Source organism: Streptomyces sp. NPDC046197 (assembly GCF_040646295.1).
GTDB lineage: Bacteria > Actinomycetota > Actinomycetes > Streptomycetales > Streptomycetaceae > Streptomyces.
Window position 1 is genome coordinate 119,683 of the sequence record NZ_JBEYZY010000001.1, and the last position, 21,804, is coordinate 141,486.

Genomic DNA, 21,804 nt, shown 5'->3' on the forward strand with positions numbered 1-21,804 from the left:
CGTGAAACACGCCTCGTTTCACAGCCTCAGTTCTGCTCGGCCCACCACGTCTTGAGGGCCGCCACCGCCGCGTCATGCTCCATCGGGCCATTCTCCAGGCGCAGTTCCAGCATGTGCTGGTAGGCACGGCCGACAACCGGGCCCGGCTTGACGTCCAGGATCTGCATGATCTCGTTGCCGTCGAGGTCGGGGCGGATGGCGTCGAGCTGCTCCCGCTCCTGGAGTTCCGCGATGCGCTCCTCCAGGCCGTCATAAGCACGGGAGAGTGCTCCGGCCTTGCGCTTGTTGCGCGTGGTGCAGTCTGAACGGGTCAGCTTGTGGAGGCGGTCGAGCAGCGGGCCGGCATCACGGACGTACCGGCGTACGGCCGAGTCGGTCCACTCGCCGGTGCCATAGCCGTGGAAGCGGAGGTGGAGCTCGACCAGTCGCGAGACGTCCTTCACCAGCTCGTTGGAGTACTTCAGGGCCGTCATGCGCTTCTTGGTCATCTTCGCCCCGACCACCTCGTGGTGGTGGAACGAGACCCGGCCGTCCTTCTCGAAGCGACGCGTGCGCGGCTTACCGATGTCGTGCAGCAGCGCCGCCAGCCGGAGGGTGAGGTCGGGACCCTCCTCCTCCAGTGCGATCGCCTGCTCCAGGACGATCAGCGTGTGCTCGTAGACGTCCTTGTGCCGGTGGTGCTCGTCGCTCTCCAGACGCAGCGCCGGTAGCTCGGGCAGCACCCGGTCGGCGATTCCCGTGTCGACCAGCAGGGCCAGGCCCTTGCGCGGGTGCGCGGAAAGGATCAGCTTGTTCAGCTCGTCCCGGACCCTCTCGGCGGAGACGATCTCGATGCGTTCGGCCATCTCCCGCATCGCGGTGACGACCTCGGGGGCGACGTCGAAGTCGAGCTGGGCGGCGAAGCGCGCGGCCCGCATCATGCGCAGCGGATCGTCGGAGAAGGACTCCTCGGGGGTTCCGGGGGTACGCAGCACACGCGCCGCCAGATCCTCCAGCCCGCCGTGCGGGTCGACGAACCTCTTCTCCGGCAGCGCGACGGCCATGGCGTTGACCGTGAAGTCCCGCCGGACCAGGTCCTCCTCGATGGAGTCGCCGTACGACACCTCGGGCTTGCGCGAGGAGCGGTCGTAGGCCTCCGACCGGTACGTCGTCACCTCGATCTGGAAGCACCGCTCCGCGTCACCGGCGCGAACCGTCTTCTGGAGTCCGACGGTGCCGAAGGCGATGCCGACCTCCCACACCGCGTCCGCCCAGGGCCGCACGATCTTCAGCACGTCCTCGGGACGGGCGTCGGTCGTGAAGTCCAGGTCGTTGCCGAGCCGGCCGAGCAGCGTGTCCCGGACCGAGCCGCCGACCAGGGCAAGGGAGAACCCGGCCTCCTGGAAGCGACGGGCGAGGTCGTCGGCGACAGGGGCCACCCGCAGCAGTTCGCTCACCGCGCGCTGCTGCACCTGGCTCAGGGCAGTGGAAGTGTCTTCATTGGCGTTCGGCACAACAGAACAGAGTACGTGGCCCGGGCGGCCGACCGCTCCGGAGTTCGGCCGCGGGCGGAGCTCCTCCGTACCGCGCCCGCTCCTCCCGTACCGCGGGCACGGCTTCGCGCGGCCCTGAGCCACCGGCACAGCCCCTCTTATTACGTGCGCAAGCGAGCCTTTGTGACGTAACAAACAGCATCCCTGGATACCCGCATATCCAGGGCGGACCACCGGAGTTCTCCGATCTTGTGCACGCCTCCGCGGCACTTCCCCTCAGCGCATCTCGTTACCATGCGGGGACGCACATTCCGACGACCACTGACGACGACGAGGGACGGGCGAGCGCGTGGCCGAGGCGGCAGACTTCCAGGGGACCAGTCCCTCACCTGCCCGCCGCTGGCTGTGGCGGGCAGGCGCGCTGCTCGCCGGGGCGCCGCTGCTCGCCGGACTGCTCCAGCTGCCGGGCGCGCCAACCGCGCGAGCGGCGGGCCAGGGCGTGGCCCAGGCCCCCTCCGGCTCGCAGACGGTGGCCGTCTCCCTCGACTCGCTCACCCCCAGCGCCCCCTCGGACGGGGACACGGTGACCGTCACGGGCACCGTGACGAACAACGGCAAGCAGACCGTCACCGGCGCCCACGTGGGCCTGCGGGTGGGCCCGCAGCTGACCACCCGGTCGGCGATCGACACGGTCGCCCAGCGCACCGGCTACGTACCGGAAGCCGACGGCTCCGAGGTCGGTGGCCAGTACGTCCAGAAGTTCGCACAGCTCACCCCGGGCGTCGCCGAGCACTTCAGCATCTCGGTACCGGTCGACAAGCTGAACCTCGGGGCGGACGGGGTCTACGAGTTCTCCGTCTCCCTGTCCGGCCAGACGTCCGCGCAGCCCTGGGACCAGGTGCTGGGCATCCGGCACACGTTCCTGCCGTGGCACCCCGGCGGGGCGGACACGAAGACGAAGACGACGTACCTGTGGCCGCTGGTGTCCTCCGTCCACATGACGGCGGAGACGGGCCCCGGGGCCCAGCAGACCCCGGTCTTCCTCAACGACGACCTCGCCAAGGACATCGGCCCCGGCGGCCGCCTGCAGCAGATGCTGTCACTGGGCAAGGACCTCGACGTCACCTGGGTGATCGACCCCGACCTGCTGGCGTCGGTCGACGCCATGACCCGTAAGTACCGCGTCCGGGCGGACGACGGCACCACCGCCGCGGGAACCCACCAGGCGGTCGCCAAGCAGTGGCTCGCCGAGCTGCAGCAGGACGTGGCGGGCAAGGAGGTCGTGGCGCTGCCCTTCGGCGACCCGGACCTCGCCTCGCTCGCCCACAGCGGCACGAGCGTGACCGGCTCACTGAGCCAGCTCAAGGACGCCACCGACGTCGCCGCCAGCACGGTGGAGACGGTGCTGCACGTGAAGCCGGCCACGGACTTCGCCTGGCCCGTGGAGGGCGCCGTCGACCCCTCGATCGTCAGGGTGGCCACCTCCGCGGGCGCCGACAAGGTGATCGCACGCAGCGACAGCCTGCAGGAGAAAGGCGCTCTGACCTACACGCCGTCCGCGGCCCGGCCCATCGGCGGCGGCACCACGGCGGTCGTGGCCGACGCACGGCTGTCGACGGCGTTCGACGGCGACATGACGCAGGCCGGCACCACCACGCTCGCCGTGCAGCAGTTCCTCGCTCAGAGCCTCGAACTCGGCGGGCAGACGGACAACCAGCGCAGCATCGTCGTCGCCCCGCCCCGCATGCCCACCGCGAGCCAGGCCCAGGCCATGGCGCAGGCCCTGACGGCGCTGCAGCAGAGCCCCTGGTCCCAGCCCCAGGACCTGGCCGCGGCCGCCAAGGCGAAGCCGGACCCCGGCGCCAACACCAGGGTTCCGTCGACCTACGACTACCCCTCTTCACTGCGCAAGCAGGAACTGACGCGCTCCGCCTTCGAAGCGATCGCGAGGACGCAGGACAAGGTCGACAACTTCAAGGTCGTACTCACCGACGAGTCCCGGGTCGTCACGCCCTTCGGCCGCGCCATGAACCGTGAGATGTCCACGTCGTGGCGGGGCCGGGACGGCACCGCGAACAGCTTCCGTGACGGTGTGGAGACCTACCTCGACGACCTCGCCGAGCAGGTCAAGCTGATCGACAAGTCGGAGACGAAGCTCTCGGGGCGCAGCGCCACGATCCCGGTCACGGTGCAGAACAACCTGGTGCAGGGCGTCGACCACCTGGTGCTGCGGCTCACCTCGACCAACCCCACCCGCCTCAAGATCGGTGGCAAGGCCTACGCGGAGCAGCCCGTCACGGTCTCCGGGGGCCACAGCCAGTCCGTGAAGTTCACCACATCGGCCAACGCCAATGGCCGGGTCACGGTCGTCGCCCAGCTGTACACGCAGGACGGCCAGGAGTACGGGGCCCCCGTCACCTTCGACGTGAAGGTCACCGAGGTCACGGCCACCGTGATGCTGGTCATCGGGGGCGGTGTCCTGCTGCTCGTCCTCGCCGGTTTCCGCATGTACACCCAGCGCAAGCGCACGGCCGCCCGGCAGGCCGCGGAGGACGGGCCCGACGAGGCCGGCGAGAGCGCTGAGGAACCGGAGAACCCCGAGGGCCCCGCGAACCGTCTCACGCAGGAGTCGGGCGCTCGGTCCGGGGCTGCAGAGCCGGAGCAGCCGAGTGACCCGACACCGGACACCGCAGCGGAAAGCGCCGACCCGTCCGGCACGGGTGAGAAAGTGGACCGTTGAGGATGTCATGGCCCGGTGGGCCCGGGACGACGAGGTGGGGTAACCATGAACGCGCCGTACGACGGTGACCGCGGCCAGGCCGCGGGCAGCTCGGGCTACCCCGAGGGTCCGCCGCCCGAGCACGGCCAGGTGCCGCCGCAGGCTCCGCCGGACATGTACCTCCAGGACGCCTACGCCGAGGACCCCTACCGGGCGCAGGACCTCACCGCACAGGACCCGGTCGGAGAGGCGCTGTACGACCGTGCCGCGCACCCTCCGCCGCCCCCGGGCGCGTACGGGCCGCAGCAGCCGCTCTACGGCCGGCCGCAGCAGTCGCCGTACGCCCCCGACCCGCACGTGTGGGCCCAGACGCCGGCGCCTGAGCCGTCGGGCGCGACGCAGTACCTGCCGCAGGGAGAAGATCCGCGGACCACACAGTTCGTCGGCGTGGACGATCTGGTCAGCCACTCGGGCGAGGAGCGCCACGAGCCGGACGCCTTCGCGCACCTCTTCCGGGACCAGCAGCAGAACGGCTTCCCCGATCCACGGCAGGGCGGCTTCGGAGATCCGCGACAGGGCGGATACCAGGACCCCCGGCACAACGGCTTCCAGGACCCCCAGCAGTACGGCGGTCGCACGCCGATGGAGCCACCGTCGGTCCCCGGCCCCTCACCGGCACCGGCCGCGGGTCAGGGAACGGCAGGGCCGTACGCGGGGACACCCGCGGCCGAGACCGCCGCTCCGGCGCCCGCGCCCGCCCCGGCCGCGAAGAAGGGCGGCCGGGCCTCGGGGCTGATGAAGTCGAGCGCCGTGATGGCGGCGGGCACGCTGGTCTCCCGCCTCACCGGCTTCATCCGCTCCGCGCTGATCGTCTCCGCACTGGGCGTCGGCCTGCTCGGCGACACCTTCCAGGTCGCCTACCAGCTGCCGACGATGATCTACATCCTGACCGTCGGCGGCGGCCTCAACTCCGTCTTCGTGCCGCAGCTCGTGCGGGCCATGAAGGAGGACGAGGACGGCGGCGAGGCCTACGCCAACCGGCTGCTGACCCTGGTGATGGTGGCGCTGGGCGCGCTCACCGTGGTCGCGGTCCTCGGAGGCCCCTTCCTCATCCGCCTGCTGTCCGACTCGGTCGCCGGCGACCCGGCGGCCAACCAGGTCGGCGTCACCTTCGTCCGCTACTTCCTGCCCTCGATCTTCTTCATGGGCATCCACGTGGTGATGGGCCAGGTCCTCAACGCCCGCGGCAAGTTCGGCGCGATGATGTGGACCCCGGTCCTGAACAACATCGTCATCATCGTCACGCTCGGCATGTTCATCTGGGTGTACGGCACGGCGGCCCACTCCGGGATGAAGGTCACCACCATCCCGCCCGAGGGGCAGCGGCTCCTCGGCTTCGGCGTGCTGCTCGGAATGGCCGTGCAGGCCCTCGCGATGATCCCGTACCTGCGGGAGACCGGGTTCCGGCTGCGGCTTCGTTTCGACTGGCGGGGCCACGGCCTCGGCAAGGCCGCCACCCTGGCCAAGTGGACCGTGCTGTTCGTCCTCGCGAACCAGGCCGGCGCGCTGGTGGTCTCCCAGCTGTCGACGTCCGCGGGCAAGCACTCTCCCGTCGACGGCACCGGCTTCGCCGCCTACGCCAACGCCCAGCTGATCTGGGGCCTGCCCCAGGCCATCATCACCGTTTCCCTGATGGCCGCCCTGCTGCCGCGGATCTCCCGCTCGGCCGCCGAGGGCGACGGCGGCGCCGTGCGCGACGACATCTCGCAGGGCCTGCGCACCACGGCCGTCGCGATCGTGCCGGTCGCCTTCGGCTTCGTCGCGCTCGGCATCCCGATGTGCACCCTGATCTTCGGCTCCTCGGGCACCAGCGAAGCCACCAACATGGGCTACATGCTGATGGCGTTCGGCCTCGGCCTGATCCCGTACTCGGTGCAGTACGTCGTCCTGCGCGCCTTCTACGCCTACGAGGACACCCGAACGCCCTTCTACAACACGGTCATCGTGGCCGCGGTCAACGCGGGCGCCTCGGTCCTGTGCTACTTCCTCCTCCCGGCCCGCTGGGCGGTGATCGGCATGGCCGCCTCGTACGGGCTGGCCTACGCCATCGGTGTGGGCGTCGCCTGGAACCGGCTGCGCAAGCGGCTCGGCGGCGACCTCGACGGCTCCCGGGTGCTGCGGACGTACGCGCGGCTGTGCATCGCCTCGCTGCCGGCCGCCCTGCTCAGCGGTGCGGCCTGCTACGGCATCGGCCACGCCCTCGGTCAGGGCGCCCTCGGCTCTTTCGCCGCGCTGCTGGCCGGTGGAGCCCTCCTGCTCGGGATCTTCTTCGTCGGCGCCCGCCGCATGCGGATCGAGGAACTCAACTCGCTCGTGGGCATGGTCCGTGGGCGGCTGGGGCGTTGAGGCGGGGGTAGGCGCACAACCATCGTCCGCAGTCGTGTGTCGTGCATAGCAGCGGACTGTGGGCACAATTGGTTTCGGCGTCGGAGAGCGCGCAACGGATGGGGAGGCAGGAGCGACGGTGGCGGAACGGAGCACGGCTGCCGTCGACGTGGCAGACAACAGCGACGACGAGTCGCTGACCGCCAAGGCGGACCAGTCCACGGCCGACGGGGTGGCCCAGAACCGGGAGCGGGACACGGACAGCAACGAGGCACAGGGGAGTGGCGGAACCGAGAGTCCCGCAAAGGCCTCACCGCCCGAACTGCACAGCGGTCACAAGCTCGCCAGACGCTACCGCCTCGAGGAGTGCGTCACCCGTCTGGACGGATTCAGCAGTTGGCGAGCGGTGGATGAGAAGCTCCGTCGCGCCGTCGGCGTGCACATCCTGCCCGCGGACCACGCCCGTGCCCGCTCCGTACTGGCCGCGGCGCGTTCCTCCGCGCTGCTCGGCGACCCCCGCTTCGTCCAGGTCCTCGACGCCGTCGAGGAGAACGACGTCGTCTACGTCGTCCACGAGTGGCTGCCCGACGCCACCGAGCTGACCACGCTCCTGTCCCCCGGGCCGCTGGAGCCGCACGACGCCTACCAGTTGGTCAGCCAGATCGCCTCCGCCATGGCTGCCGCGCACCGCGAGGGCCTGGCCCATCTGCGGCTGAACCCGAACGCCGTGCTGCGCACCTCGAGTGGCCAGTGGCGCATCCGCGGTCTCGCCGTGAACGCCGCGCTGCGCGGCATCAGCTCCGACACCCCGCAGCGCACCGACACCGAGGCCATCGGAGCCCTGCTGTACGCGGCGCTCACCCAGCGGTGGCCGTACGAGAACGACGCCTACGGCCTGTCCGGACTGCCCAAGGACGTCGGCCTCATCGCCCCCGACCAGGTGCGCGCCGGAATCCACCGGGGCCTGTCCGAACTCGCCATGCGGGCCCTCGCCAACGACGGCGCCACCGCCTCGCGGCACGAGGCTCCGTGCACCACGCCGGAGGAGCTGGTGAAGGCGATCGGTGAGATGCCGCGCATCCGCCCGCCGGAGCCCGCGTTCGCCGCTCCGCCGGACTACCAGCGCACCTCGTACCAGCAGGGTTCGTACGGCCGTCCGGCGCCGCATCCCGGGGTCACCCAACCGGTACCGGCCCCACCGCCCCCGCTGCAGAGCCGCACCGGCAAGGCCCTGAAGTGGGCCGTCTCGGCCCTCCTCATCGCGGCTCTCGGTCTCGGCAGCTGGCAGCTCGCGGACGCCCTGATGGATCAGGGCGGCAAGCCCAGCAGCGACAACCGGACGCAGACGCAGGACGGCAACGACAAGAGCGCCAAGCAACCGAAGCCGGTCAAGCCCATCCGGATCCAGGGCGCTCAGGAGTACGTGGTGAAGGGGGATGCCCAGCATCCCGGCGACGTCTCCAAGACCTACGACGGGAACAGCTCGACGTACTGGAAGACGAGCACCTTCATAGACGGTCCTGCCCTGGCGCCCTACAAGCCCGGAGTGGGCATCGTCTATGACCTCGGCTCGGCACAGAGTCTGTCCGCGGCGTCCATCGGTCTCCGCTACGGCGCCGATCACACGACGGTGGAGCTGTACGCGGCGGACTCGCCGACGTCCCCGTTGAGCTCGATGCGGAAGATCGGCAGTGTCACGACGAGCGGGAACACCGCCACGGTGAAGGCCGGCAAGTCGGAGAAGGCGCAGTACGTCCTCGTATGGCTCACCGCCGTGCCGTACTCGGGACCGGACCCGAGCACGTACACGGGTGCGGGCTACAAGCAGGCCATCACCGAAGTGAAGTTCACCGGCTGAGAGCCCGCCGGCACCAGGGGAGGGGGGTCCGATGGCAGAGGAGACCGCGTACGGCGACGCAAGTGATCAGGACCTTCTGGCGCGCCATGTGAAGGGGGATCCGGACGCCTTCGGTGAGCTGGTACGGCGGCATCGGGACCGGCTCTGGGCCGTGGCACTGCGGACGCTGGGAGACCGGGAGGAGGCCGCTGACGCCGTCCAGGACGCCTTCGTCTCCGCCTACCGTGCCGCCCACACCTTCCGGGGTCAGTCGGCCGTCACGACCTGGCTGCACCGGATCACTGTGAACGCCTGCCTGGACCGGGCCCGCAAGGCGGCCTCGCGGAAGACCTCGCCGGTGGACGACACCGAGCGGCTGGAGCAGTTGCTGGAGCCGCACGAGTCGGCGTCGGCGCCCGCCGAGCGCAACGACGTGCAGCGGCAGCTCCTCGAGGCGCTCGGCAGCCTCCCACCCGAACAGAGAGCCGCCCTGGTGCTCGTGGACATGGAGGGCTACCCGGTCGCCGAGGCCGCTCGCATCCTCGACGTACCCACGGGGACGGTGAAGAGCCGCTGCGCCCGCGGCAGAGCCAGACTGCTGCCGCTGCTCACCCATCTACGGCCGGAAGACCCCGGTGACGAGAAGGAAGAGGGGGCGGGACGGAACCGGATGGAGGGGACATCCGTCCCACCGGCAGCGGACCCCCAAGACCCGGGTCCGCGGGACACGGGACCGAGTGATTCAGCTGCTGTGAAGGGCGGAGGTGGGCGAGCGTGACATCCACGACGGACACGGCCGGGCACCCGGACGTCGCCGAGATCTCCGACCTCACCGAGGGCCTGCTCGCTCCGTCCCGGACCGCGGACATTCGGCGTCACCTGGACGAGTGCGAACTGTGCGCGGACGTCCACGCTTCCCTTGGGGAGATTCGCGGCCTGCTCGGTGCGCTGCCGGGCCTTCCGCGCATGCCCGACGACGTCGCGGGCCGGATCGATGCGGCTCTCGCCGCTGAGGCACTGCTGAGCGCCACGGCGCCCGAGTCGCAGTCCCCGGAATCACCGGACGTCGCGGCCTCGGCGTCGGGCTCGGCCCCGGGCTCGGGCTCGGAGGAGGCCGCCGCCACCGACGGTGGGGCTCATGTTTCACGTGAAACATCGACCGCGGACCGCCCAGCGGGTCACCCCCGTACCGGCACGAGCGGGCCGGGCCGCCGGGCCCGTGGGCGGCGTGGCCGCCGCAGGATGGTCCTCTTGGGCTCCGTGTGCACGGCCGCCGCCCTGGTGATCGTTTCCGCAGTGCTGGCGTCACTGAACGACGGCAAGGGGTCCGACACCACGGCTCATGGGCGGCCTTCCGCTGCCGCCGACAGCTTCGCCGAGGGAACCCTCAGGAACCAGGTCGCAGACCTCCTCCAGAAGACCCAGAAGCCGCAGGGCACGACCAAAGCCCCGCACAGCTTCGGGGTGGAAACGGGTACCGACAAGCCGAACATGCTGAAGAACCTGCCCACCGCCTCGGTCCCGCCGTGCGTCCAGCAGGGCATCGGCCGCACCGACACGGCACTCGCCGCCCGGGAGGGCACCTATCAGGGGAAGCACGCCTATCTGGTGGTGCTGCCCGACGCCTCCGGCAATTCCGCCAGGATCACGGCCTACGTGGTGGACGCGACCTGCGTCCAGCACCCGTCGACCGAGGCCAAGGTTCTGCTGACGCGCTCCTACGCGCGTTCCTGACCGAGAACGCGTGGTCTTCGCCCTGCGTGGTATCCCGTACGTTGTCACGCCATCGTGTGCCCGAGGTCACGCCATCGTGTGCCCGAGCACACCGGGAATGCCCGCCCCGTAGGATCCGTTGGGTGGGGTGAGAGCTGTGAGAGAGGCTCCCACCGGCCGTACGACACAGTCCAGAGACGAGGAATCAAGCCGTGAGCGACGTCCGTAACGTGATCATCATCGGCTCCGGGCCCGCCGGCTACACGGCGGCGCTGTACACCGCGCGCGCGTCGCTGAAGCCGCTGGTGTTCGAGGGCGCCGTGACCGCGGGTGGTGCGTTGATGAACACCACCGACGTGGAGAACTTCCCGGGTTTCCGCGACGGCATCATGGGTCCCGAGCTCATGGACAACATGCGAGCCCAGGCCGAGCGCTTCGGCGCCGAGCTGGTGCCGGACGACGTCGTCTCCGTCGACCTCAGCGGTGAGATCAAGACGGTCACGGACACCATGGGCACGGTGCACCGGGCCAAGGCCGTCATCGTCACCACCGGCTCACAGCACCGCAAGCTCGGCCTGCCGAACGAGGACGCCCTGTCCGGCCGTGGTGTCTCGTGGTGCGCCACCTGTGACGGCTTCTTCTTCCGGGAGCACGACATCGCCGTCATCGGTGGTGGCGACACCGCGATGGAGGAGGCCACCTTCCTCTCGCGCTTCGCCAAGTCCGTCACGGTCGTCCACCGCCGGGACACCCTGCGCGCCTCCAAGGCGATGCAGGAGCGCGCCTTCGCCGACCCCAAGATCAAGTTCGTCTGGGACAGCGAGGTCGCCGAGATCCAGGGCGACCAGAAGCTCTCCGGCCTGAAGCTGCGCAACCTCAAGACCGGTGAGCTCTCCGATCTCCCGGTGACGGGCCTGTTCATCGCGATCGGCCACGACCCGCGCACGGAGCTCTTCAAGGGCCAGCTGGACCTGGACGACGAGGGCTACCTCAAGGTCGACTCTCCGTCCACCCGCACCAACCTGACCGGTGTCTTCGGTGCCGGTGACGTGGTCGACCACACCTACCGGCAGGCGATCACCGCGGCCGGTACGGGCTGCTCCGCCGCCCTGGACGCCGAGCGCTACCTCGCCGCTCTGGCGGACAACGAGCAGAAGGCCGAGCCCGAGAAGTCCACCGTCTGAGACCCCCCATCACCCCACCGCACGAACCAGTTAAGGAGCCCCGCCGTGGCCGGCACCCTGAAGAACGTGACCGACGACTCCTTCGAGCAGGACGTCCTCAAGAACGACAAGCCCGTCCTGGTGGACTTCTGGGCCGCCTGGTGCGGTCCCTGCCGCCAGATCGCTCCGTCTCTTGAGGCGATCGCCGCCGAGTACGGCGACAAGATCGAGATCGTCAAGCTCAACATCGACGAGAACCCTGGTACGGCCGCCAGGTACGGCGTCATGTCCATCCCGACCCTGAACGTCTACCAGAACGGCGAGGTCGCCAAGACCATCGTGGGTGCCAAGCCGAAGGCCGCGATCGTGCGTGACCTTGAGGACTTCATCGCCGACTGACACAGCAGTCGCCGAGCCGGCGACGGATGTTTCACGTGAAACACCAATGGGCCAACCCGGAAGGGTTGGCCCATTCGTTTGACGGCACCTGTCGCGGACCGCCCCTACAGCGGCCGCAGCGCCGGTTCCTTCTGTACGGCTCCCAGAAGCCGGTCGAGCGCCATCTCCACGTCTTCCTTCCAGGAGAGCGTCGAGCGAAGCTCCAGCCGCAACCGCGGGTGGGTGGGGTGGTGCCGAACCGTCTTGAAACCCACTGCCAGCAGATGGTCGGCCGGCAGCATGCAAGCGGCTTCCTTCCAGTGGGCGTCCCCGAAGGCCTCGATGGCCTTGAATCCCCGGCGCAGGAGATCCTTGGCGACCGTCTGGACCATCACCCGGCCCAGCCCCTGCCCCTGGTATCCCGGCAGGATGAAGCCGGTCGTCAACTGCACGGCGTCCGGGGAGACAGGGCTCGTGGGGAAGGCCGTGGAGCGGGGCACATAGGCCGGCGGCGCGTAGAGCACGAATCCCACCGGTACGTCGTCGACATAGACGACCCGGCCGCAGGAGCCCCAGTCCAGCAGGACGGCGGAGATCCACGCCTCCTTCTCGAGTGCCGGCGTTCCGGCCCTCACTGCGGCTTCGCCGCTGACTGGGTCCAGTTCCCAGAAGACACACGAGCGACAGCGCTTGGGAAGGTCCTGCAGGTTGTCCAGCGTGAGCGGTACGAGCCGACGGCCCATGAAGGCTGTTCCTCGCTTCCTTCGCCCGCGGCGTCGCGGGCGGCTGTCAGAGCGCTGCGTTCCCTGAGCAGACTGCCGACGAATCCGCCGACAGCCCCAAGTCCCAGACCCGCGCTCACCAGTCTGGTGCGGCTCACCGTTCGCATGGCCCCCGCCTCCCACTCAGAGGTGCCGCCAGGTGGATGCGCCATACCCGAACGCATCGTATCCACGATGCGATTCCATCGATAGCGACTGACAGCAAAGAGCGGGCCGTGCTCCGGTACACACCGGACACGACCCGCCTCTGCCGATCGGACGAAGCAAACCCTCCGCCGGAGGGAGCCTCAGTCGTCCGCCTCCTCGGATCCGCCGTCCACAAGGCTCCTCTGCAGGACCGGTCCCTCACCCGGCGCCAGCGTGCCGAGGATCCGTTCGAGGTCCTCCATCGAGGCGAACTCGACGGTGATCTTGCCCTTCTTCTGTCCGAGGTCGACCTTCACCCGTGTCTCGAAGCGGTCGGACAGACGGCTCGCGAGATCGGTCAGAGCCGGGGAGACCCGGCCGCCGGCTCGCGGACCCTTGGAGCGCGGCGCCGCCTGCGGACGCGACCCCATCAGAGTGACGATCTCCTCGACGGCCCGGACGGAGAGCCCCTCGGCCACGATCCGGTGAGCCAGGCGGTCCTGCTCCTCCGAGTCCTCAACGGACAGCAGCGCTCGCGCATGCCCGGCGGAGAGGACTCCGGCGGCGACACGGCGCTGCACCGCCGGTGAGAGCTTCAGCAGACGCAGGGTGTTGGAGACCTGCGGGCGGGAACGGCCGATCCGGTCCGCCAGCTGGTCGTGCGTGCAGTTGAAGTCCTTCAGGAGCTGGTCGTAGGCGGCCGCCTCTTCCAGCGGGTTGAGCTGAGCCCGGTGCAGGTTCTCCAGCAGAGCGTCCAGGAGGAGCTTCTCGTCGTCCGTGGCCCGGACGATCGCGGGGATCGCCTCAAGACCCGCCTCACGGCAGGCCCGCCAGCGCCGCTCGCCCATGATGAGCTCATAGCGCGCGGGGCCGATCTGCCGTACGACGACGGGCTGGAGGAGACCGACCTCCTGGATGGAGGTGACGAGCTCGGCCAGAGCGTCTTCGTCGAAGACCTCACGCGGCTGACGCGGGTTCGGCGTGATGGAGTCGAGGGGAATCTCGGCGAAGTGCGCGCCCATCGGGGGCGTGGGCGTCTCCGCGCCGCCACTCGTCGACAGCTCCTCTGTTTCACGTGAAACAGGGGGCAGCGTGGCCACCTTCGCCGCGGCGACCCCGCGGTCGGTGGTCAGCACCGGCACAGCCGTCGGGGACGGGGAAGAAACGCCCCCCACCGCGGACGGCGTCGATGGCTTCTCCCCGGTTGGGGCAGCAGGGATCAGTGCGCCGAGACCACGGCCCAACCCCCTCCGTCGCTCGCTCACTGAATCCCCTCCACCATGCTCGGATTGCTCTGTGCGCCAATGTGGGCGTGCGTGGCCTCATAGCTGACCCCGACACCCTTCAGCGCGATTTCACGTGCCGCCTCAAGATAGGAGAGGGCACCGCTCGATCCTGGATCGTAAGTCAGCACCGTCTGCCCGTAGCTCGGTGCCTCGGAGATCCGGACCGAGCGAGGAATGCTCGTCCGCAGAACCTCGTCGCCGAAATGGCTGCGCACCTCCTCCGCGACCTGGGACGCGAGCCGCGTCCGGCCGTCGTACATGGTGAGCAGGATGGTCGAGACATGCAGGGCGGGGTTGAGGTGGCCCCGGACCAGATCGACATTGCGCAGCAGTTGTCCCAGGCCCTCCAGCGCGTAGTACTCGCACTGGATGGGGATGAGCACTTCCTGGCCGGCGACCAGCGCGTTGACCGTCAGCAGACCGAGCGAGGGCGGGCAGTCGATGAGGATGTAGTCCAGCGGCTGCTCATAGGCCTGGATCGCCCGCTGCAGTCGACTCTCCCGTGCCACCAGGGACACCAGCTCGATCTCCGCACCGGCGAGATCGATCGTGGCGGGGGCACAGAAGAGACCCTCGACATCGGGGACGGGCTGGACGACCTCGGCGAGCGGCTTGCTCTCCACCAACACGTCGTAGATGGAAGGAACTTCGGCGTGGTGGTCGATTCCCAGCGCGGTGGACGCATTGCCCTGAGGGTCGAGGTCGACCACCAGCACACGGCCGCCGTGCAGCGCCAGCGATGCGGCAAGGTTGACGGTCGTCGTCGTCTTGCCCACCCCGCCCTTCTGGTTGGCGACGACCATGACGCGGGTCTGTTCGGGCCGTGGCAGACCCTCGCCGGCGCGGCCTAGAGCCTCGACCGCCAGTTGGGCAGCACGACCGATGGGAGTGTCGTCCATCGGGGGCGGCGTTTCACGTGAAACGTCCTCCCCCATCGACTCGGTACGGGGACCGGGGACCGGATCGGTCATCGGTCCCGCGATGTTGGCGTCGGACCGCAAGGATTCACTCTCCTCGACTTCAGGCTCGCAATGAACAGAGCCTCGCATGTCTTCGGGGTCGTGAGCCAGTGAGCCCTTGCGTTCTGTGGAGAAATCCACCTCTGTGGACAACTCCGTTCCCTCTCCGAGTGAACCGAGAGGCTTACGGTCGCGGGGCTGGGCCGCAGCGCGGCCACGGTTGATGATGCCGTGCAGCAGTGAGCGACGTTTCACGTGAAACACGATGCACAGCAGCCGTGGCCGAACTGTCGCGACACTCCGACATGCATAGGTTTGGCAGCTTGTGTGGAGTACGGCTGGTCGTCAGGCAGGATTACCGACGCCGACATGCCGACCCCGAAGAGGGATCATCGGCGCCTGCGCGTCCGCCCTGTCCGGGCCGCCTTGGCCCGCTTCGCCGCGAAGCGCACACCACCCGGGCTTTCCCCGACCTCGACGCGCACGACCGTCGACAGGGGATCCACGATGCCCTCACCCACATGCAGGACAGAGGTCTCCACCGCTCCGAGCTTGCTCAGTGCGGTGGCCGCGCTCTTCAGCTCCTCCTCGGCGGTGTCGCCCTTGAGCGCGAGCATCTCTCCGTAGGGCCGCAGCAGCGGAATGCCCCAGGCGGCCAGACGATCCAGCGGGGCCACCGCCCGGGCCGTCACCACGTGGACCGGCGGCAGCTTCCCCATGACCTCTTCGGCCCGGCCGCGGACGACGGTGACGTGATCCAGCCCCAGCAGCTCCACGACCTCGGTCAGGAAGGTCGTACGCCGCAGCAGCGGCTCCAGCAGCGTGATCTTCAGGTCCTCGCGGACGAGTGCCAGCGGAATACCGGGCAGGCCGGCACCCGAGCCGACGTCGCACACCGTCACCCCCTCCGGGACGACCTCTGAGAGCACCGCGCAGTTCAACAGGTGCCGCTCCCACAGGCGGGGCACCTCGCGGGGACCGATGAGACCGCGCTGCACCCCAGCCTCGGCCAGGAGCTCGGCGTACCGGACTGCATCCGCGAAGCGATCACCGAATACATCACGTGCCTGCTCGGGCGCAGGGGGGAGCTCCGCTGCCTCCGTCACGGGGACCGTCCTTCCGTACCGCATCAGCGCTCCGAGCGCCGACCACCAGAACTATCAGGCTGACAAAGTTCGGCCCCGCCTGCGCAACAGACGGGGCCGAGGGAACGTGCGTACCGATCAGCTGGGAAGCACAACGACAAAGCGCTGCGGCTCTTCACCCTCGGACTCGCTGCTCAGGCCCGCGGCCTTGACCGCGTCGTGCACCACCTTGCGCTCGAAGGGCGTCATCGGCTTCAGCTTGACCGGCTCGCCGGTGCTCCTGGCCTCCGCCGCGGCCTTCGCGCCGAGCTCGGACAGTTCGGTCCGCTTCTTGGCGCGATGGCCGGCGATGTCCAGCATCAGGCGGCTGCGGTCGCCGGTCTCCCGGTGGACTGCCAGACGCGTGAGCTCCTGGAGTGCCTCCAGCACCTCGCCATCGCGCCCCACCAGCTTCTGCAGGTCGCGGGTGCCGGTGTCGCTGATGATCGAGACAGAGGCGCGGTCGGCCTCGACGTCCATGTCGATGTCTCCGTCGAGGTCGGCGATGTCCAGCAGACCCTCGAGGTAGTCCGCCGCGATCTCGCCCTCCTGCTCGAGGCGGGTCAGGGCGTCTGCACCCTCGGCAGCGGCGGAGGTGGTGCCTTCCGTCACGGGATGGGCTCCTTACTTCTTGGACGGGGACTTGGGCCGCTGCGGACCTTTGCGCTGGCCGGACTGGGCCTTGCTGCGGGTACCGTTGCCCGGCTTCGGGGCGGCCTTCTCGGCGGCCGGCGGAGCGTCCTGAGGCTCGTCGGACTTGCTCAGCGACGGGGACGACGTGGCGTCACCCGCCGGCTTCGCCCCGCCCGACTGGCGCTGGGCCTTGGACTGCCGCTTGGGCTGCTGACGCCGGGGAGCAGTCGCGGTCGCGGTGGCGGCGGTCGTACCGTCCTCGGTCTGCACGGCGGCAGCGCTCTCGCTCTTCACCACGGTGCCGTCGGTCTGGGCCGCGAGGCCCGCCTTGTTGAGACCGTTGATGAACTTGCGCTCGAACTCGTTGCGGTCGCGACCCTTGGCGACGATCGCCTTGACGATCGCCTTCTCGCTGCGCCGGCGGATCTTGCCGTGGTGCGTGACGTGATTGGCCAGGCGCTCCAGGTAGGCGGCCTGGGCCTTGGAACCCGGGGTCGGGTTGTTGTGGATGACGTACATCTGCTGGCCCATGGTCCACACGTTGGTGGTCAGCCAGTAGACGAGCACGCCGACCGGGAAGTTGATGCCGAAGACGGCGAACATCACCGGGAAGACGTACATCAGCATCTTCTGCTGCTGCATGAACGGCGTCTTCACCGTCGTGTCGACGTTCTTGGTCATCAGCTGGCGCTGCGTGTAGAACTGCGACGCGGACATCAGGACGATCATGACCGCGGTGACGACCCGGACGTCGGTCAGCGAGGCACCGAGCTGAGCGACCTTGTCGGCGCTGTCCGTGAACTTCGCGGCCAGTGGGGCGCCGAAGATGTGCGCCTTACGGGCACTGGCGAGCAGCGGCTCGTTGATGACGCCGATCGTCTTGCCCGTCGCGATGCCGTTGAGCACGTGGTAGAGGGCGAAGAAGAACGGGGACTGCGCCAGGATGGGAAGGCACGAGGAGAGCGGGTTGGTACCCGACTCCTTGTACAGCTTCATCATCTCTTCGGACTGGCGCTGCTTGTCGTTCTTGTAGCGCTCCTGGATCTTCTTCATCTCGGGCTGCAGCGTCTGCATGGCCCGGGTTGCCTTGATCTGCTTCACGAAGAGCGGGACCAGGCAGATACGGATCAGAATCACCAGGGACACGATGGACAGGCCCCAGGCCCAGCCCGTGTCGGGACCGAAGATCTTCCCGTACACCGAGTGGAACTGGACGATGACCCAGGAAACGGGTGTCGTGATGAAGCTGAAGAGGCTGGCAATCGTGTCCACTAATCATGCTCCTTGGGCATGGGACGAGGTCTCTGCGGCCGGGCTCGAAGGGATGTCCCCTTCGGTGGCCGGTTCGCCGGCGGAGGGCCCGCCCTTGCGTGCGCGCCAGGCGCCGCGCAGCATTTCGTGCCACCGCGGACGCTTGCGCGGCGGGACATGGTCCACACCGCCCAGCGACCACGGATTGCACCGCAGGATGCGCCAGGCCGTGAGTGCCGTGCCCTTGATCGCACCGTGCCGGTCGATGGCCGTGTAGCCGTAGTGGGAACACGACGGGTAGTACTTGCACACCGGCCCGAGCAGCGGGCTGATGGTCCACTGGTACAGCTTGATCAGTGCCAGCAGCGGGTACTTCATCGCGCGCCCCCTCCCAGCAGCCGCTGAAGTGCGGCATCCAGGTCTCGGGCCAGCTGTGCGTGCTCGGCGTCGCCCGCACCGGGCAGCGCTCGTACGACTACCAGGCTACCGGGGGGCAACAGGGGGACTCGGTCGCGCATCAGATGGCGAAGTCTGCGCTTCACCTTGTTGCGCACCACCGCGCCTCCCACGGCCTTGCTCACGACGAAACCCGCACGCGACGGGGGAGCGCTCTCCCCTGGCGCGTGCGGGTCCGTGGCACCGCTACGAAGGTGGACGACGAGGAGTGGGCGTCCGGCCCGGCGTCCTCGTCGTACCGCGGTCGCGAAGTCCTCGCGCCGCCTCAGCCGGTTCTCGGTAGGCAGCACGACGTCATGACCTGATCGGAATCAGGCGGACAGGCGGGCGCGACCCTTGCTACGGCGGGACGCGAGAATCGCGCGGCCGGCACGGGTGCGCATACGCAGCCGGAAGCCGTGGGTCTTCGCGCGACGACGGTTGTTCGGCTGGAAGGTGCGCTTGCTCACTCGGGGGCTCCAGAAAGAATCGGTAGTGGCGGGGTGCCGTCTTGGCTGTCACCGTGCGCCCACGAGTAGCTCGCAGTCACGCCCGAGTGCACCGCTTACCGATCACCTTTACGCGATCAGTGCCCTTCGGAGGCAGGCGGCAGCAGCCATCGACAACTCGACCTGGTTACGGTACGCGGGGCTGCGCCATCCGGTCAAACCAGGGACCATGCAGAGACACTGTCCACAGGCTGGGGACAACAACTTGAACCGCACCCGCCGCCCTGACTACCGTGGCTGGACTCCGATTCGTTCCTTTGTCCCTTCCCTGCGGGCTTGTTCCCGCCCGACCCGGCGGCCCGTTCCCGCCCACCCACCGATTTACATCCCGACCCGTCCCGAACCACACGTTCGTGGGACCTGTGAGAGAGCGTGCCCTGTGGCTGACGTACCTGCCGATCTTGCCGCAGTGTGGCCACGAGTACTGGAACAGCTTCTCGGCGACGGCCGAGGACAGGGTGTCGAGGGGAAGGACGAGCACTGGATCCGGCGCTGCCAGCCGCTGGCGCTGGTCGCGGACACCGCCCTGCTCGCCGTACCGAACGAGTTTGCGAAGGGTGTGCTCGAGGGACGCCTCGCACCGGTCGTCAGCGACACCCTGAGCCGCGAGTGCGGCCGTCCGATCCGGATCGCCATCACCGTCGACAGCTCCGTCGGCGAGCCCCAGGCCCCCACGCCGCCCGCCCCGCCACGTTACGAGGAGCAGGAGCTCCCCTCCGGCCCGGGCGGATACGAGGGATACGGCCGTCACCGCGCCGACAGTCACCGCCAGGGCCGCGGCGATCAGCTCGGTGCTCCGGGCGACCAGCTGCAGCCCCCGCGCACCGGCCCGCAGTCCGCCGACGGCGCCGAACTGCCCACCGCTCGCCCGGCGTACCCGTCGGAGTACACGGAGTACCCGGACTACCAGCGCCCCGAGCCCGGCGCCTGGCCGCGTCCCAAGCAGGACGACTACGGCTGGCAGCAGCAGCGGCTCGGCTTCCCGGAGCGGGACCCGTACGCCTCGCCGTCCCAGGACCCGTACGCCTCGCCGTCCCAGGACTCGTACGGCGGGCAGGACTCGTACGGATCCCAGGACTCGTACGGCGGCCGCGCCCCCTACTCCCCGTCCCAGGACTACCGGGGGCAGGCGAGGGAGCGCGCACCCTACGACCAGCAGCGCTCCGAGTACGAAGCCTCCCGTGGCGACTACGACCAGCGTGACGCGGCGCTTCGCGACCGGCCCGAGCCCCCGGCCGGCTCCGGGCATGTGCACCGCGGCGGCCCGGTGGGTGCCAACCTGCCGACCACCGGGGCTCCCGGCCCGCTCGCGGCGCAGCCCGCGCCGGCGTCCGGCCCGGGTGAGCCCACCGCGCGACTCAACCCGAAGTACCTCTTCGACACGTTCGTCATCGGCGCGTCCAACCGCTTCGCGCACGCGGCCGCGGTCGCCGTCGCCGAGGCACCCGCGAAGGCGTACAACCCCCTGTTCATCTACGGGGAGTCGGGGCTCGGCAAGACGCACCTGCTGCACGCGATCGGGCACTACGCACGGAGCCTCTACCCGGGCACGCGCGTGCGCTACGTGAGCTCGGAGGAGTTCACCAACGAGTTCATCAACTCCATCCGCGACGGCAAGGGCGACAGCTTCCGCAAGCGCTACCGCGAGATGGACATCCTGCTCGTCGACGACATCCAGTTCCTGGCGGACAAGGAGTCGACGCAGGAGGAGTTCTTCCACACCTTCAACACCCTCCACAACGCGAACAAGCAGATCGTGCTGTCCAGCGACCGGCCGCCCAAGCAGCTGGTGACGCTGGAGGACCGGCTGCGGAACCGTTTCGAGTGGGGTCTGATCACCGACGTGCAGCCGCCGGAGCTGGAGACGCGGATCGCGATCCTCCGCAAGAAGGCGGTGCAGGAGCAGCTCAACGCCCCGCCGGAGGTGCTGGAGTTCATTGCCTCCCGTATCTCCCGCAACATCCGTGAGCTGGAGGGCGCGCTGATCCGGGTGACGGCGTTCGCGTCGCTGAACCGGCAACCGGTCGACCTCGGGCTGACGGAGATCGTCCTCAAGGACCTGATCCCCGGTGGCGAGGACTCGGCTCCGGAGATCACGGCGACGGCCATCATGGCGGCCACCGCCGACTACTTCGGCCTCACGGTCGAGGACCTGTGCGGGACCTCGCGCGGTCGCGCCCTGGTGACGGCGCGCCAGATCGCCATGTACCTGTGCCGTGAGCTGACCGACCTGTCGCTGCCGAAGATCGGCGCGCAGTTCGGCGGCCGCGACCACACGACCGTCATGCACGCCGACCGCAAGATCCGCGCGCTGATGGCCGAGCGGCGCTCGATCTACAACCAGGTCACGGAACTCACCAACCGCATCAAGAACGGCTGACGACCACCAAGAGAGGTCGTCGAGGGCGTCCGGGAACTCCTCTCCGGGCGCCCTTCGCCGTCTCGCCCCGCGTCCTGTCGCCACCGGGTGGCGCCGTCTCCGTAGGACGCCCGGTCGCCCAGTCGTCGCCCGGGAGCGTTCCATCGCGCCCGCGGCGTCGACCTGCGGGCCTGGGAGATGCGTCTTGTCATCGCCAGCAGTGGCACCGGCGGAGCCGCGGGGAGGCGTCATGAGGGGAGCGCCGTCCCTTCGGGAGGCGTCTCGTCATCTCCAGAAGGGCATCCCGTCTCTCCGGGGGTCGGCGCCGCCTCTCCCTGGGCCGACGACGCCTCACCGGGAGGACCTCCCGTCCCCTCCAGCGGCCCGCCCGTCGGCTCGCTAAGGGGGCCCTGTCACCTCCAGGGGTCGCAGCCACGTCTTCGGACGGGCCCCCGTCGCCTCCGGACGGGCCCCCGTCGCCTCCGGACGGGCCCCCGTCGCCTCCGGACGGGCCCCCGTCGCCTCCTCAAGGCCTCCCGCCGTCTCCGCGAGGCGTCCCGCCCGTACGGCCTGGCTCGGTACGTCGTGTCCACGCCCCGTCCGTCCGTCGTCTCCCGAAGGACCCGTCCTCTCCAGCAGCCGCCGCCTCGCCAGGGGCCGAGGTCATCTCTCC

18 protein-coding genes are annotated in these 21,804 nt (G+C 69.4%); 8 read left to right on the forward strand and 10 right to left on the reverse strand.

Annotation, left to right across the window (positions count from 1 at the left end; all coding sequences use genetic code 11):
• Nucleotides 1-26: 26 nt before the first annotated feature.
• Nucleotides 27-1,493 (reverse strand): CCA tRNA nucleotidyltransferase, encoded by a 1,467-nt coding sequence (locus AB0A61_RS00540; RefSeq protein WP_361283804.1) that lies wholly within the window; start codon nucleotides 1,491-1,493, stop codon nucleotides 27-29.
• 328 nt (nucleotides 1,494-1,821) lie between these two features.
• Between AB0A61_RS00540 and AB0A61_RS00545 the strand changes: the two genes are divergently transcribed.
• The 7 genes from AB0A61_RS00545 to trxA all read left to right on the forward strand — a co-directional run bounded on the left by AB0A61_RS00545 (nucleotide 1,822) and on the right by trxA (nucleotide 11,688).
• Nucleotides 1,822-4,212, forward strand: coding sequence for a DUF6049 family protein (locus AB0A61_RS00545; RefSeq protein ID WP_361283807.1), 2,391 nt, complete (start codon nucleotides 1,822-1,824; stop codon nucleotides 4,210-4,212).
• A 45-nt stretch (nucleotides 4,213-4,257) separates the two neighbouring features.
• Nucleotides 4,258-6,597: a murein biosynthesis integral membrane protein MurJ gene (gene murJ, locus AB0A61_RS00550; protein ID WP_361283810.1), complete on the forward strand. Its 2,340-nt coding sequence runs from the start codon at nucleotides 4,258-4,260 to the stop codon at nucleotides 6,595-6,597.
• A 118-nt stretch (nucleotides 6,598-6,715) separates the two neighbouring features.
• Nucleotides 6,716-8,434 (forward strand): protein kinase family protein, encoded by a 1,719-nt coding sequence (locus AB0A61_RS00555; RefSeq protein ID WP_361283813.1) that lies wholly within the window; start codon nucleotides 6,716-6,718, stop codon nucleotides 8,432-8,434.
• Nucleotides 8,435-8,465: 31 nt separating this feature from the next.
• Nucleotides 8,466-9,191 (forward strand): RNA polymerase sigma factor SigM, encoded by a 726-nt coding sequence (gene sigM, locus AB0A61_RS00560; RefSeq protein WP_361283816.1) that lies wholly within the window; start codon nucleotides 8,466-8,468, stop codon nucleotides 9,189-9,191.
• Complete coding sequence (locus AB0A61_RS00565) at nucleotides 9,188-10,147, forward strand: hypothetical protein (protein WP_361283819.1); 960 nt, start codon at nucleotides 9,188-9,190, stop codon at nucleotides 10,145-10,147. The genes sigM and AB0A61_RS00565 overlap by 4 nt, the downstream gene beginning before the upstream one ends.
• A gap of 191 nt (nucleotides 10,148-10,338) precedes the next feature.
• Nucleotides 10,339-11,310, forward strand: a complete 972-nt coding sequence (gene trxB / locus AB0A61_RS00570; protein ID WP_361283822.1) for a thioredoxin-disulfide reductase — start codon at nucleotides 10,339-10,341, stop codon at nucleotides 11,308-11,310.
• 45 nt (nucleotides 11,311-11,355) lie between these two features.
• Nucleotides 11,356-11,688 carry a thioredoxin gene (trxA, locus tag AB0A61_RS00575; protein WP_361283825.1) on the forward strand — a complete coding sequence of 111 codons (333 nt, stop codon included), beginning with the start codon at nucleotides 11,356-11,358 and terminating at the stop codon, nucleotides 11,686-11,688.
• 104 nt (nucleotides 11,689-11,792) lie between these two features.
• On the opposite strand, the gene AB0A61_RS00580 is transcribed toward trxA, so the two are convergent.
• From AB0A61_RS00580 to rpmH, 9 genes are all read right to left on the reverse strand, one after another.
• The gene (locus tag AB0A61_RS00580; protein ID WP_361283828.1) at nucleotides 11,793-12,410 is read right to left on the reverse strand and encodes a GNAT family N-acetyltransferase; all 618 of its coding nucleotides are present in this window, start codon (nucleotides 12,408-12,410) and stop codon (nucleotides 11,793-11,795) included.
• 326 nt (nucleotides 12,411-12,736) lie between these two features.
• Entirely contained in the window at nucleotides 12,737-13,840 is a 1,104-nt protein-coding gene (locus tag AB0A61_RS00585; RefSeq protein WP_361283831.1) for a ParB/RepB/Spo0J family partition protein, read from the reverse strand.
• Nucleotides 13,837-14,910 carry a ParA family protein gene (locus AB0A61_RS00590; protein ID WP_361284952.1) on the reverse strand — a complete coding sequence of 358 codons (1,074 nt, stop codon included), beginning with the start codon at nucleotides 14,908-14,910 and terminating at the stop codon, nucleotides 13,837-13,839. Before AB0A61_RS00590 ends, AB0A61_RS00585 begins: the two co-directional genes overlap by 4 nt.
• 299 nt (nucleotides 14,911-15,209) lie before the next feature.
• Nucleotides 15,210-15,926 (reverse strand): 16S rRNA (guanine(527)-N(7))-methyltransferase RsmG, encoded by a 717-nt coding sequence (gene rsmG, locus AB0A61_RS00595; RefSeq protein ID WP_361283834.1) that lies wholly within the window; start codon nucleotides 15,924-15,926, stop codon nucleotides 15,210-15,212.
• A 117-nt stretch (nucleotides 15,927-16,043) separates the two neighbouring features.
• Nucleotides 16,044-16,556 (reverse strand): R3H domain-containing nucleic acid-binding protein, encoded by a 513-nt coding sequence (locus AB0A61_RS00600; RefSeq protein WP_361283837.1) that lies wholly within the window; start codon nucleotides 16,554-16,556, stop codon nucleotides 16,044-16,046.
• A 12-nt stretch (nucleotides 16,557-16,568) separates the two neighbouring features.
• Nucleotides 16,569-17,849, reverse strand: coding sequence for a membrane protein insertase YidC (gene yidC, locus AB0A61_RS00605; protein WP_361283840.1), 1,281 nt, complete (start codon nucleotides 17,847-17,849; stop codon nucleotides 16,569-16,571).
• Nucleotides 17,850-17,852: 3 nt separating this feature from the next.
• Entirely contained in the window at nucleotides 17,853-18,206 is a 354-nt protein-coding gene (gene yidD, locus AB0A61_RS00610) for a membrane protein insertion efficiency factor YidD (protein WP_361283843.1), read from the reverse strand.
• A complete protein-coding gene (gene rnpA, locus AB0A61_RS00615; protein ID WP_361283846.1) occupies nucleotides 18,203-18,574 on the reverse strand; it encodes a ribonuclease P protein component in 372 nt (123 codons plus the stop codon). The genes yidD and rnpA overlap by 4 nt, the downstream gene beginning before the upstream one ends.
• A 21-nt stretch (nucleotides 18,575-18,595) precedes the next feature.
• Nucleotides 18,596-18,733 (reverse strand): 50S ribosomal protein L34, encoded by a 138-nt coding sequence (rpmH, locus tag AB0A61_RS00620; RefSeq protein ID WP_003956500.1) that lies wholly within the window; start codon nucleotides 18,731-18,733, stop codon nucleotides 18,596-18,598.
• Between the two features lie 418 nt (nucleotides 18,734-19,151).
• On the opposite strand from rpmH, the gene dnaA reads away from it, so the two are divergent.
• The gene (gene dnaA / locus AB0A61_RS00625; RefSeq protein ID WP_361283849.1) at nucleotides 19,152-21,152 is read left to right on the forward strand and encodes a chromosomal replication initiator protein DnaA; all 2,001 of its coding nucleotides are present in this window, start codon (nucleotides 19,152-19,154) and stop codon (nucleotides 21,150-21,152) included.
• Nucleotides 21,153-21,804 lie beyond the last annotated feature (652 nt).